Source organism: Pseudodesulfovibrio portus, from assembly GCF_026000375.1.
Lineage (GTDB): Bacteria > Desulfobacterota > Desulfovibrionia > Desulfovibrionales > Desulfovibrionaceae > Pseudodesulfovibrio > Pseudodesulfovibrio portus.
Genome location: NZ_AP026708.1, coordinates 1,000,137 through 1,013,901 on the forward strand (window position 1 = coordinate 1,000,137; position 13,765 = coordinate 1,013,901).

10 protein-coding genes are annotated in these 13,765 nt (G+C 49.9%); all 10 read left to right on the top strand.

The window, feature by feature from the left end:
• The first annotated feature begins 13 nt into the window (after nt 1–13).
• Nucleotides 14–841 carry a hypothetical protein gene (locus OO730_RS04850; protein ID WP_264983456.1) on the top strand — a complete coding sequence of 276 codons (828 nt, stop codon included), beginning with the start codon at nt 14–16 and terminating at the stop codon, nt 839–841.
• 54 nt (nt 842–895) lie between these two features.
• Nucleotides 896–1,708 carry a hypothetical protein gene (locus OO730_RS04855; protein WP_264983457.1) on the top strand — a complete coding sequence of 271 codons (813 nt, stop codon included), beginning with the start codon at nt 896–898 and terminating at the stop codon, nt 1,706–1,708.
• A complete protein-coding gene (locus tag OO730_RS04860; RefSeq protein WP_264983458.1) occupies nt 1,699–2,979 on the top strand; it encodes an MBL fold metallo-hydrolase in 1,281 nt (426 codons plus the stop codon). The genes OO730_RS04855 and OO730_RS04860 overlap by 10 nt, the downstream gene beginning before the upstream one ends.
• Before the next feature lie 153 nt (nt 2,980–3,132).
• The gene (gene grpE, locus OO730_RS04865) at nt 3,133–4,023 is read left to right on the top strand and encodes a nucleotide exchange factor GrpE (RefSeq protein ID WP_264983459.1); all 891 of its coding nucleotides are present in this window, start codon (nt 3,133–3,135) and stop codon (nt 4,021–4,023) included.
• Nucleotides 4,024–4,025: 2 nt separating this feature from the next.
• The gene (locus OO730_RS04870) at nt 4,026–5,540 is read left to right on the top strand and encodes an Hsp70 family protein (RefSeq protein ID WP_264983460.1); all 1,515 of its coding nucleotides are present in this window, start codon (nt 4,026–4,028) and stop codon (nt 5,538–5,540) included.
• Between the two features lie 5 nt (nt 5,541–5,545).
• Nucleotides 5,546–6,790 (top strand): TerB family tellurite resistance protein, encoded by a 1,245-nt coding sequence (locus tag OO730_RS04875; protein WP_264983461.1) that lies wholly within the window; start codon nt 5,546–5,548, stop codon nt 6,788–6,790.
• The gene (locus OO730_RS04880) at nt 6,787–7,947 is read left to right on the top strand and encodes a M48 family metallopeptidase (RefSeq protein ID WP_264983462.1); all 1,161 of its coding nucleotides are present in this window, start codon (nt 6,787–6,789) and stop codon (nt 7,945–7,947) included. The genes OO730_RS04875 and OO730_RS04880 overlap by 4 nt, the downstream gene beginning before the upstream one ends.
• A gap of 49 nt (nt 7,948–7,996) precedes the next feature.
• Complete coding sequence (locus OO730_RS04885) at nt 7,997–10,228, top strand: tellurite resistance TerB family protein (protein WP_264983463.1); 2,232 nt, start codon at nt 7,997–7,999, stop codon at nt 10,226–10,228.
• Nucleotides 10,225–11,532: an ATP-binding protein gene (locus OO730_RS04890; protein WP_264983464.1), complete on the top strand. Its 1,308-nt coding sequence runs from the start codon at nt 10,225–10,227 to the stop codon at nt 11,530–11,532. The genes OO730_RS04885 and OO730_RS04890 overlap by 4 nt, the downstream gene beginning before the upstream one ends.
• Nucleotides 11,507–13,696 carry a DEAD/DEAH box helicase gene (locus OO730_RS04895; RefSeq protein ID WP_264984123.1) on the top strand — a complete coding sequence of 730 codons (2,190 nt, stop codon included), beginning with the start codon at nt 11,507–11,509 and terminating at the stop codon, nt 13,694–13,696. Before OO730_RS04890 ends, OO730_RS04895 begins: the two co-directional genes overlap by 26 nt.
• Nucleotides 13,697–13,765: the final 69 nt, after the last annotated feature.

Below are 13,765 nucleotides of genomic sequence, written 5' to 3' on the forward strand. Positions count from 1 at the left end.
TTCAAGACGACAAATGCTCAAGACGTTAGGGATTGGAAGTGCATCTCTACTCTTCCCCGATTGCTTGAATCCTCCCTGGATACAAGACGCTCAAATTCAACTTCGCAACAACGCCCCAAAGATATTCGCGGATCATCTTAAGAATGACATAACGATCCGGGTGACAGCACCTCAAATCGTGGTCAATGACCTAATCAAGAATATACCGCGGCCAGGTGATGTCATATCGCCAACAATCCATAAGAGCCAAAGCCCCGTGCCGGACATTTCATTTATCGCTGGTGCCCCTGCAACCCGAGATATGATTTACACGGCACACAGGCTCTCTGAGTCACTGCTGACCGTGAGCTTGTGCATGGGTGACAACCTATACAGCCAGCAGGCAAAACCCAGACAAAATGAATGCATCATTTGCGACAAAGGCATGTCGAGCCATATGGCAAGCAAAATAATAATGAATGTATCAGAACTGGCTTATCTACGGGGAGTGATCGGATTTGACCTTGCAGATTTGAAATCTTCAGTAGCTGGTAAAACAATACGAGTAAGCTTAACAAAAGTAGTATATGACAAGCACTTCGCCAAAGAAGTCAGAGAAATCATACCGAACGCCCAAATAGACGACTCGCTTGTCTGCTGCGTTAGGATGCCTGATTCCTATCTTGCATCGCATAGAACATTCAGTCTGATCAGTGAACTGGCTGACAATATTTATCCTGCGGCAAAAGATGATGCCTTTGTATTTTTTGCGGACTCATACTCGCCATTCATGAAACCGGATGAAGTGGAAATAACCCTCTTATACACCTCCACTTTTGACCAGTCTCCACCGCAGGTATAGGATGCTGCATGACAGCACAAAATTCAACCTGTGCTCCAACCCAAAGGGGAAAAAATGACCGATAAAGATGAAGAAAAAACAAGTGTTCTCAAAAGAATATTCGATCAAGTGCCTCCCATTATGAAGGGCTGCGAGAAGCTCTACCATAAAAAGACATGGAACAAATTCCTGACCTCCGAGTCAGGATGCCTGCCTTTCGTGCCTGAAGGCCTCAGGACCACTGTGAAAAATCTTGTCGCGATAAAATTTCCCGAATGCAAACGTCGGCTGGAAAAGCGACAGAGATACGAGTTCACCCTTTATGAAAAAGAAGGCAGAGCTCAGGCATACAGGGTTGAGGAAGCTCTGGAGCGGATGATAGTCGCTGCGAATTCCAGCGACATGTACAATCAGATGCCACTGCGTGGAGGCAAGGAATCCTTAGACCTGATGCGACTGACAGGAGAGGAAGCCGTGTTCATTGAGCTCAAACCGTGGGCAACAAACAACTCACCGTTATATGCGCTGATCGAACTCGTCAAAAATCTCGAAGTATATCGAGAAATCTTACGGAATTATTCAGTTGAGTGGGGATATGACTTGAAAAGCCTCATCCTGCTGGCTCCGTACGAATATTACAAATCGTATGGAATAAATGACGACAAGGCATCTCTGGATAAAACGTCTGAACTCCTCAAGGAGCTACACACAACGTTCAACATGCCCATGGCCATGTATGCTCTCGATTATTCCCCCCAGGAATTCGACGAATACATGATCACCCTCCTGCCGAATCGCAACGGTCAGAAAGCAGACGTCGAAAACACACCAAAGGTAGATTCACTCCGTTTCGACAAATGGCAACTTTTGGCGAACTCATGGAAATAACCATTCATCGAGGAACCAATGAGATAGGCGGCTCCTGCGTCGAAATGCGATCAGGAAAACGTCGAATTCTTCTTGATGCAGGCCTGCCCCTGGACGGCTCTGCCACAACGCTTCCGCTCCGAGTTGAGGGCATTGATGCGCTCTTTGTCAGTCACTGCCACCCCGACCATTACGGCCTTGCGAGTCAATTGCCTGAAGACCTACCCGTCTATTTGGGCGAGTTGACCTGGCGGTTCATCCGGGCACGCCACGTGTTCATGAATGAAGATTTACCGAACTTCACCACCCGGTTCATGCATCCATGGGAAACAATCGACATTGGTGAGATAAAGGTCACCCCCTACCTGATGGACCACTCTTCGCCGGAAGCTTTTGCTTTCCTGGTCGAAGCCGATGGGAAACGTCTGTTCTACTCCGGGGATTTCAGGGGACATGGACGAAAAGGGAAATTGCTGAAAAACCTGCTCTCAAATCCTCCAAAAAAAATCGACGCAATGCTGGTGGAAGGCACCACCCTTGGCCGCAAGGATCAGCATCAGCTTTCAGAGGCGGACGTTGAGCAGGAACTCCTTTCCATCGCACAAAATGAATCCGGACCTGTATTCATCGTGTGCTCCGGGCAAAACATCGATCGCATAGTCAGTATATTCCGCGCTGCCAAAAAAGCCGGAAGAACATTGGTTATCGACATCTATACAGCATGGATATTGGAAGAGATGCGCTGCGTCACTCAAAATACTCCCGCCATGGATTGGGGAGGCATAAAAGTGCTGGCACACGGTTGGCCAGCGAGTCGACAATATGCCACAGCCAAAAGCCAGCCAGATATCTTCGGGGGATTCCTGAGACGAATTTACTCCCTGAATGCGGACATCAACCTCGACACGATCCGCAGTAATCCTGGAGATTACATGATCAAGGCCAATCTCTGGCCCATCAAACGAATGTTGCAGGAAACCGGAACGAGCAAAGCTACTATCATCTACTCCTTATGGCCTGGATATATGTCCTCCGAGCCGGGCTCCAGAGACATGGAAATCTTTGAATGGATCAATGACGCCCCAAGCCTCACCTTCAAGCAAGTTCATGCAAGTGGCCACGCAGACCTAGAGAGCCTTCAAGCATTGGTAAAAACGATAGCCCCGGCCAAAGTCATCCCGATACATACGGAGATGAAAAATGCGTACGACAAACATTTCCAACAGGTCTGCCTTCTGGATGACGGCCAGTCCTTAACCTTGAAAAATATGGAAAACAGTAAACGAAAATAACTTTTTATCCATTAACGTAGAGAAGAAGGCACGGGGTAAGGCTTTTATAACCAATGTTTCACCAGTCACTTGTAATAGGACTACCGATAAGATACTACTTTTTTGTTTTCAAAACGCTACGAGGGAAGCGTAAACATTCAAAAAGGAGCGCCCATGAGTTGCGGTAGATTAAAACGCGACAACCTCTGGAAGATTGGAATGCTCACACTCTTGCTAGTGATCAACATGCTTGTTGTCGGTTGCTCAAATGAAAAGGATCCAGCGGAACAATCACCCGGCAAGGTTTCAACAAGCCCTGTTTTTAGTTCACAGACACATTCCGATCCGGACGAAGCTCAGGTTTTAGTCAGTCCAGCCCCTTCCCCCGGCTTAACCCTTCCCCTCATTATCATCTCATGCCTCGCATGTGCATTATTTGGCTCGACGATCTACCTGTTCAGATGGAGAAGATCGGTTGACGGAGGGCAACAGTCAATAGTTCCCGAAGTGCTGCTTGAAAAGATTGCAAAACAGACCAATGAGTATGCCGCTCTGCGCTCGCTTCTTGAGCAGTATGCTCAATTGGTGAATGCAACCTATGAGTCGACACATGAGAAAGTATCAGACATACGGCAGTCTTATCAAATATTCCAAGGTTCGTTGGCCGAAAAAGACAACGAGATATCAACCCTCAAAAAAGGCTATGAGGCCAATGTATTTAACAAATTCATTTTAAGATTCATCGATATACACGCAAACATCGCTGTAGAACTGAAGCAACTTGAAGAGGAAAGTGAGGCCAAGGACATTCTGCAAGATATGCTTGAACTCCTTGAAGACGCACTGGAAGAATGTGGTGTTGAACCCTTTTCTCCGCCCCTTGGAAATGATTTCACTGAAACGTTTGGAGTGAGCGAGCGGTGTGTCGTAATTGAAACGGAATATCTAGAAAAACATCAACAAATAGCAAACGTATTGGCTCCTGGTTATTTATTAAATACTCCCGGTGGGAAGGAATGCCTCCGCCCCTCACGAGTTGAAGTCTTCAAGATTAAGGAAGGTTAACAATGGGCAATATAGTCGGAATTGATCTTGGCACAACCTATTCTGCGATTGGTGTCTTGGATGAAACAGGGCGTCCCTCAATCATGAGTATTGAAAGCGAAAATTCAAATATTATGCCGTCGATCGTCCTTTTCGAAGGACAAGATAAGGTTGTCACAGGGGTTGAAGCACAGTCCATGTTTGGCTTTGGTAATACGAATGTATTCGGACGATTCAAAAGAGAAATGGGGAATGATGTATCTTATCAAGTCAACGGCCAAACCATCACCCCGACCTCACTAAGCTCTTTCATTCTCAAACGCCTCAAAGACGAAGCGGAGGCTAAGATCGGACCAATTGACGAGGCTGTGGTAACGATCCCAGCAAACTTCTCAAACGAAGCCCGCGAGGCCACTTTGGAAGCAGCAAGGTTAGCCGGGCTCAATGTCAAAAACATTATCAATGAACCGACCGCTGCGGCAATGTACTACGCCTTTCACCAAGGCGAAGAACTAGCTGGTACTTACGCAGTTTACGACTTGGGCGGCGGCACCTTTGATGTCTCGATTATTCGCGTCAAAGGGCAGGACACGGAAGTGTTGGCCTCTGAAGGCGTGAACCGGTTAGGCGGGGACGACTTTGACAAAAAACTTATGGAACTCGTCAGAAGTAAAGTTCTTGAAACAACCGGTGAAAGTCCAGATGAAGAAAACTTCACATCCATTGTTGCTGAAGAGATGAAAAAATCTCTTTCACGAAAAGAACAAACCAGACGGCGAGTATGGAACTCAGTTGGAAAGGCTGTGAATATTGAAATTTCGCGTGATGAATTTCAAAAGTCGATCAGTTCTCTTGTGGCCCAAACAGAAATGCTGTGTGAGTCTGTATTGGAACAAGCGGGACTCTCCTCCACAGATTTGGCAGGAGTCTTTCTGGTTGGAGGCAGCACGCGAGTCCCGATAATCAAGGAGAGTGCCAAGAGAGTATTCGGAATGGATCCCACAAGCATTGTCAACCCTGACGAGGCCGTTGCACTTGGAGCAGCACTCTATGCTGGGTACCGTGCAGACATTGCAAACTTGAATCCTGTACAAAAGCAATCTGTAGATCAGATCAAATTGCAAGAGATATCAAACCACTATTTTGGTTGCATCTCTATAGCATATGACCCTGAACGAGACCAGGAACGATTAAATAACACTATTATTCTCGAAAAGGGCCAAAAGCTACCCTGCTCACAGACGCATCCATTTTACACCATTGGCGACGGACAGACATCCGTCCATTGTCAGGTAACCCAAAGTGCCACACCCGAGACGGATCCCAGATTCGTTAAAATCATATGGGAGGGAAACCTTGATTTGCCTGAAGGTCGCCCAGCGGGCCAAGAGGTGCAAGTCACCTTCTCATATGACCTCAACCAGGTGATGAAATGCTCTTTCAAAGATGCAGCAACAGGGCATCAACAAAATGTCGAACTGAGTACAGCCAAGAATTCTACGTCAGGCGTCGATATTAACGCTTTTCTCGTGGAGTAGCCAAAATGGAAGCCATATTAAGTTTGGTTGGTTTAGTTATTTTTCTAGTTGTCGTAAACTTGGTCTTCCGTGGGCTTGCTTCATCTGGAAAAGCCGCATTCAATGCCGCCCGAGGCAGAGGAAGCTTCAAGGAAAATTTTGAATACCAATTTAGCGGCATGGGCGACTTCCAAATACAAGCTAAACAAAAGACCGTGGGCGAAGACGACAACCCTTTTGAAATTGTCGAAATACAAGGTAAGGGTTTGCTGCCAGTCTCCCAGAGAACAACCATCGGCTGCATTGTGTCTGTCTTTGACAAGCGAGATGGCGACTTAGTGCCAGTCCTATCTATCCTGGAAGACTTTCAAGAGCCGGAAACAATTGTTTACCAATGCAGGCGGGAAATCACGACAATCAGCCCAGATCAAGGATTCGCCATGTGGGTGCCAATGGGGCTATTTATACCTGAAACATTGACCCCTCCAGTTGGGGGCCTGCGAACTCTGACTATTATTGCCCGCATTGTAGACATGAATTTTGTCCCACCTATCAATGCAGGCTTCCTCGGGTCTAAAACAGGAATCGTTGCTCAGGCCGCGACGACATTTACCTATCGATTTGAAGAAAAGGGATATGAAGAAACGGCAAAGGAAGCCGATATAGCAAGAGAAATGTGTGTTAGATTGGCTATGGCTGTGGCGTTCTCTGATGGAAGCCTTGATCCGTCAGAAGGAAAGGTCATACAGCAATGGATACTGAAAGTTCTTAAAAGCGAACCTGAATCCCGTCAGGAGAAATTGAAGTCGCTTTTAAACGGGGCACTAAAAAGCAGCTATGACGAGGCTTCGAACAGGGAACTATCGTTTAGCGATTTGACCCGCCGCCTAAACGATATTGGTTCAAAAGCCTATAAATACGAGGCCATCGAACTATGTTTGGACGTTATGGCCGCTGATGGCGTTGCAGAAGAAAGTGAGCTGGAGGATATTCGCCGGATAGCAGACGCTTTAGAGCTAGATTTCGATGAAATTCAAAAAATGAAAGACCAACGTTTGCTTAAGGTCAATGTTGTTCCTGAGTCGGGAGAAAGCCTTGAAGCATTACTCGGGATTGATCCAGGCTGGGAGCCAAATGCCATAAAAAAACACCTACGTACCGAGTTTACAAAATGGAATGGTAGAATCCAAAGTTTGCCTGAAGGGCAAGAGAGGACACAAGCCCAAAAAATGTTAGATCTCATTGCTGAAGCTCGCAGGAAATACGCATGACCTATACACTCCGTGATGCTTGCGATTTAGCCGAGGCTGTCAGGTATGCGGAAGACATTCCCGCGACAGCTATATGCGGCGCAGCTTCTACTGAAAAGGATCGAATAAAAAGATACTTCACGACGAGTTCCTTGCGAATCAGTCCACAGCTAACTCCTGAACTTTCCATAATACTTACGAACACATGTAATTTCCTGCGGCTGCCGAAGGAGAATGTCCATGCTTGGGTCTATCCGTCGGCTGAGATTCAAGCCTATTGCGTAGGCAACGATGCGCAAGAATGTTTCATACGAGTCAGCTCGGGGGTTGTACAACTCCTTAATGCCAAAGAGCTTGCCTTTGTCATTGGCCATGAGGTTGGACATTTTCTGCTCAGGCACAACTCCGACAGCGACATATTTTCTGGAAGCAGTTTAGAGGACACAATGCGGTCAAAATCTGCAGAGATTTCTGCGGACCGACTGGGCCTACTTGCATGTGGCGACCTGGAACCCGCAATCTGTGCGATGTTAAAGACGCTGTCCGGCTTAGGCGGGGACCATATCAATCTAGATATTCCTGCATTCCTTAACGAGTTGCGAAGTGTTTCTGAGATTCGCACCCTAGATGCGGAGATTTGGAACACCCACCCGCCACTCCCTCTACGGGTTAAGGCTCTTTTGTGGTTCTCTATGGGCAAAACCTTCGCTAGCTACACAGATGGTGATGTAGCAGGAAAGATGGAAAAAAATGCATTGGATCAAAAAGTCTTCAACGACATGAAATCTCAACTTGGGGACTTCACTCAACAACAGTTTGATCAAGCTGAAGAAGAAGTACAATTATGGCTCTCTGCGGTAGCTGTCTGTAGAGACGGACGTTTAGACAAATCAGAACAACAGAAGCTGAATACGGATTTAGGCTTAGAGGCCACCCAAAAGCTAATCTCTTTCTTATCCATGCATTCTGCCGAAGAGATTGACGCTGTGCTTTTAGAGAAACTCAACTCCGCGTGTGAAAACTACCAGCATCTGGCACCAACACGTTCAAGACAAGTCATCCCCGAATTAATAAATGAGGTCTCAAGTCGTTTTCAACAATCCGACTTGAGACAATTCATACGCGACAAATCGCATTTACTTAGTGAAATATCAGTAAATATCATCAGTTCAGGTTGATAATTATTCGGTGATTTTCTAAGATTCTACTCATCACAATGAGGTCACAATGGGCAAACTAATCGTTTTGGGGCTGATCATCTGGTTAATAGTCCACTTCATCAAAAAAGCCTCCGCCAAACAAAAATACAAACAAGAACTCGAAGAATTCGCCAGCAACATCGAAGTCCGGGTCACTTATTCCGGCGACGATTGGGACGACGATTACGACTTTAAGGCAACTCAATCCGACGGCGAGTGCTGGATTCCTCCGGGCCAATCTGTCGAAATATACGGACACACGATCAAGGACGGGATGCTTTTCGTGGGCGACGGGCTTGGCGCACTGAGCGGGTACGGCGCCGATCCGGCCCTCATCAACCCCAATCTCTCCAGAAGCGCCGACAGATCGTGCACCGAAAACTACGCGATGTCCTACTGGCCTTCGTACAGCCGGATATCACCCGAGGCCAGGGCAGCCTACATCGACTGGCTTGCAAAGGGACGTAGAGTCGAGGGGGCGTATATTGGATATGTCTTCCTGTTTTATTATGGTCTGGAAAGACGGGTGTTGCACGGCAAACCGGCACAGGAAGAATTGCTCCATATACGCGACGAGCTGAGTGATCTCCTGGCTATCTACGGCGACAACCGCTCGTTCAGGCAATATTCTGAGAATTTCTTAGGCCTCATCAATGTTTTGATCGGGGACGGTACCCATAAATCGGAAATCAACCCAAATAAGATTGCCAGGGGGATGTACCCTCCGAGCTTCAAAATCGAGCTCGGCAAGCACGTTGCCGACGGAAAACCGATACCTTGGGATTTGGCCCTGGAGTGGGTACTCAGAGACCCGGAAACCAGATTGCGGGTTCCAGCAAAGCGTTGTCCGCACGAATTCGCTTTCCTCTTCAAGACTCTTTATCAAGAGAAATTCGGCGAGGGGATGGTCGTCCCCCCCAACAAGAAAAAAATCAGGCTCGAATATCATCCAGCAAGCTCATCTCTTAGAGGATTCAGCTCGGAAGTTGACATTCCGGACCCCAGTGGCCTCAAGCGCCCCCTTGGCAACCTTTGGAAGCTTGTAGACCAAAGCATGTCTGACCTGGATTCCTACAGCCGCCTTATGGGCAAGGATCCCGAAGCGGCAAAAGGAATTGCGGGCATAGCTCTCCTGCCCGGTTCCATCGCCATGAAACGCAAGTCCTCAGAACTGGACGCCCTCCGGCAGTACTGCAACAACACTCTGGGCGGCAAAGAGATGGGGACCGCTCAGGTTAACACGCTGATCGAAATGTGGCCCACAAACACTCCGGGCAAACTCACAAAAGCGGAAGCCAGCCAAGCGTCCAGTATTCTTGGCGCATTGGGGATCGGCATGGAGCCCGACCCCCGGCACGGCGGCCGCACACCTGCAGCCGGGGATGAGATAGTCCTTTTCAATTTTCCGGAAGGAAAAGACGAAGCTCCCGGGACAGGATATCATCAGGCCATTGCTCTCGTTCACCTGACGGGTCAGGTTGCAGCCGCAGATGGAGACGTCTCGCCCGAAGAACGTTCGGCCCTGCATTCCCATTTGGCCCAGTCCTTGGGCTTGAGCCAGGCAGAATCACTGCGCCTTTCGGCATTCTTCGAATGGATCATTGCCCGCCCTCCGAGCATGGCCGGCATGAAGGCAAAATTGGATGGACTCAGTACTGCACAGCGCGAAAAGGTGGCCGACTTCCTGATCAGTGTGGCCGGGGCAGATGGAGTCATTCACCCCAAGGAAATAACGATTCTTGAGAAGATATACAAAACCATGGGAATGGAGCCGAAGGATGTCCAGACCCACATCCACCGTTTCCTCGCCAACGGCGACAGCCAGCCTGTTACCGTAAAAGATGCGGACACCGGCAAGACCGGCTATTCCATCCCGCCTGCTCCGGGCGCAAGCCCCGAAGCCGATGTCAAACTTGATGCCAACCGCCTGCGCCTTAAACGCGAGCAGACGAAGGAAGTTGCCGAGCTGCTGAAAGACGTTTTCACTGATGATGTCGCGGAACCGGAAGCAGAAGCAGAAAAAGTCCCCGATTTCTATGGGCTTGGCGCACCATACAAAGCCATCCTTGTCAAGCTCGGCGAACAGGATACGTGGGACAAGGACAGCTTTAACGCCTTGGCGGAGAAGTATGGTTTGATGCCTTCCGGCGTGCTGGAGTCATTGAATGATGCAGCGCTTGATAATTTCGATGACGAAGTGCTTTTTGACGAAGAAAACATAGAAGTGAACCGGGAAGTCCTTGAGGAGATGCTGGCATGAGCAAACCGAAGAAACTGCGCCCCAAAGAGCGAGATGCGATAATAAAATCCCTTCGATCCGGCGTTGTTCCCCGGATAGGTCTCCAGCACGTACAAGTCGGGCGGGCTCTCGAAGTAAAAAGCCTATTGCAAGACATTGATACTGTTGCCGACGGCGGATCATCCTTCCGGATGGTGATCGGAGAATACGGGTCAGGAAAAACCTTTTTCATGAACCTGGTGCGGACCGTGGCCTTAGAAAAAAAGCTGGTCACGGTTCACGCGGATATGACCCCGGAACGTCGACTTTACTCATCCACGGGCCAGACTCAATCCCTCTACCGCGAACTCATTAGGAATCTTGCCACGCGAGCCAAGGCCGAAGGGGGAGCCCTTCCCTCGGTCGTTGAAAAATTCATTTCAACGGCCATCCAGGAGTCCAAGACAAATGGGCTCCAGACCGGCGAGGTCATCCACTCCCGCCTTCAAAGCCTGACGGAACTGGTCGGCGGCTATGATTTCGCCGACGTCATCAATGCCTACTGGGAAGGCCATGACTCGGGCGACGAAGCGGCCAAGGGGAATGCGATCCGTTGGTTGCGCGGAGAATTCACGACAAAGACCGACGCCCGGGCCGCCCTCGGCGTCAGGACATTCGTCGATGACGCGTCAATGTACGACCACTTGAAAATCCTGTCCCAATTCATACGACTTGCCGGATACGGCGGTTTGCTCGTCTGCATCGACGAAATGGTCAACCTCTACAAGATCAGCAACTCTGTCAGCCGCAAGAACAACTACGAGCAACTGCTGCGGATACTGAATGACTGCCTGCAGGCCAATTGTGAAGGCCTTGCCTTCCTCATGGGCGGTACACCCGATTTCCTTTTGGACACCAGGCGCGGTCTGTTCAGTTATGAAGCCCTTCAATCACGGCTCGCTCTGAACACCTTCGCCTCGGTCAACTATGTCGATATGAGCGGCCCGGTCATCAACCTGGCCAACCTCACCCCGGAGGACATGTATGTGCTTCTGGAACGGCTGCGCCATGTCTTCGCAAGCGGCAGTGAAGAGGCTTACGCCTTGCCCGATGACGCCCTGACGAAATTTCTTGAGCACTGCAACAACACCATCGGCCAAGATTATTTTCGAACTCCCCGCAACACCATCAAGGCATTTCTCGACCTGCTGGCAATCCTTGAACAAAACCCAGGAGCTTCCTGGCAGGAACTGTTACATACCGTTTGCATAGACAAGGATGGCTGCGGCGCGGAGTCGATCGAGGACATCTCCGGTGACGATGAGCTCACAACATTCAGAATCTAGGGGCTTCACACTCCTTCACCCGTCCATTCAACGATGGATATGGAAGCAGGGGTGGACCAGCCTTCGGGATATCCAGGAACAGGCGATAGGTTCCATTCTCGATTGCAATCGGGATGTCATCATTTCCGCCTCGACAGCAGGAGGAAAAACCGAGGCGGCGTTTCTTCCTGCAATAAGCGATGTCTTGCGAGCAGAGCCCGAGGGAGTCGGCATACTCGGCATCATCCCCCTCAAGGCGCTGATCAACGATCAGTTCCAGCGGATGGAAGGCGTCACCCGCAATACGGATGTGCCGGTCTTTGCCTGGCACGGCGACATTTCCACATCCAGAAAAGGCAAGGCCCTGAGCACTCCGTCAAGTATCCTGCTCATTACTCCCGAATCACTTGAGGCTTTATTCGTCAGACGTCATGCGGAACTGCGGAAGGCCTTTCGCTCACTGAGAAGAATCGTGGTGGACGAACTGCACGCGTTCATAGGGACCGAGCGGGGAATGCAGTTGCAAAGCCTCATGCATCGGGTAGAGATGGCGGCAGGGAGAAAGATTCCCCGCATCGGGCTGAGCGCGACCTTGGGCGACATGTCCATGGCCTCGGATTTCCTGCGCCATGACGGCTCCCTGCCTTGCGACATTATCGAATCGAAAACAGGTGGAAGGGAACTGAAGGTTCAAGTCCGAGGATATGTTGAGACCAAATCCAATGGTCCGGATCATAACGAGCAAAGCGTATGGCAGGCGATCGGCAGCCACCTGTTCACAACGCTCAGGGGCAGCAACAACCTTGCTTTCGCCAATAGCCGGCAAAACGTCGAACTCTTGTCTGATATGCTCCGCAGAACCAGTGAAGCGACACGGGTACCAAATGAATTTTTCCCGCACCATGGCAGCCTCTCAAAGGAAATCCGGGAGGAAACGGAAGAACGCCTAAAAAAGCATAGCCTCCCCACATCGGTCGTTTGCACGAACACCTTGGAGCTTGGAATAGACATCGGGAGCGTGAAAAGCGTTGCCCAGATAGGCCCTCCCCCTTCGGTCGCAAGCCTTTGCCAACGCATCGGGCGTTCCGGGAGAAAGGAAGGCGATCCGGCGATACTCCGCGCCTACGTCAGGGAAGCCGAGTGGGATGCCGAATTACCGCTCTTCCACAAGCTCCGACTGCGAACAGTCCAGGTGGTCGCCATGATCCAACTCCTGGCACAGGGCTGGAACGAGCCGCCGCTCCCGAACCGGCTACATCTTTCAACGTTCATCCAGCAACTTCTGTCTTCGATATCCCAGCATGGAGGAATGAACCCCGCAGCCGCATGGAGCGCGCTATGCGGGACCGGGCCCTTCGCCCATATAGACACCGACGTTTTCAAGCACCTGCTGACCGTACTCGGAGCGAAGGACATTCTGCTACAAGCCGGGGACGGGACATTGCTTCTAGGCGAGAAAGGTGAACGCATCGTCGAGCATTACACTTTTTACGCCGCCTTCACCTCCCCGGAGGAGGTAAGCATAGTTACCGAAGGAAAGACGCTGGGTACCTTGACCACGGTATACCCGATCGTTCCCGATTCATTTTTGATATTTGCCGGGCGGCGCTGGATCATCAAGTCGTATGATGAAGAGAGAAAACAGGTGCTGGTGTCCCCCGCGACAGGAGGCGAACTCCCTAAATTCGACGGTAGCGGCGGATCGTTCGTGCATGACCGGGTGCGCGAGGAGATGCGGAATTGTCTCGAAACAACAGCACTCCCTCCTTTTTTGGACAAACAAGGACAGGAGCTGCTGGCACAAGCAAGGAAGACATACGCGGAAGTTGGCCTGAAGCACAAAGGCGTGTTGACCAAGGGTACCGATACGACTTTTGTAGTCTGGAAAGGAGATCGAATCTGCTTCACGATCTTCCTTATGTTGCTCAAGTCGCGGCTTTCGGTCGATTATGTAGGTCCGGTATTCACGGCCCATAAGGTATCGCCAGCAGACTTCAATGAAGCTATCGGCACTATCCTGAAAAGCCCTCCCCCAGACCCCATGGTCTTGATCCATACCCTGAAAGGGAAAGAAAAAGAAAAATTCGACTATCTTCTTGATGATGGTCTGCTCGATGCAGCTTGTAGCGTTGGCATTTTAGATGTTGAAGGGGCCATCAACGCTCTATCCCATTTACGCGACTAAGCACCACTCCGAATCCTCGAACTCCTCCGTCCACCTCTCCGCCAATACTCCCCAGCAACACCCTGAATA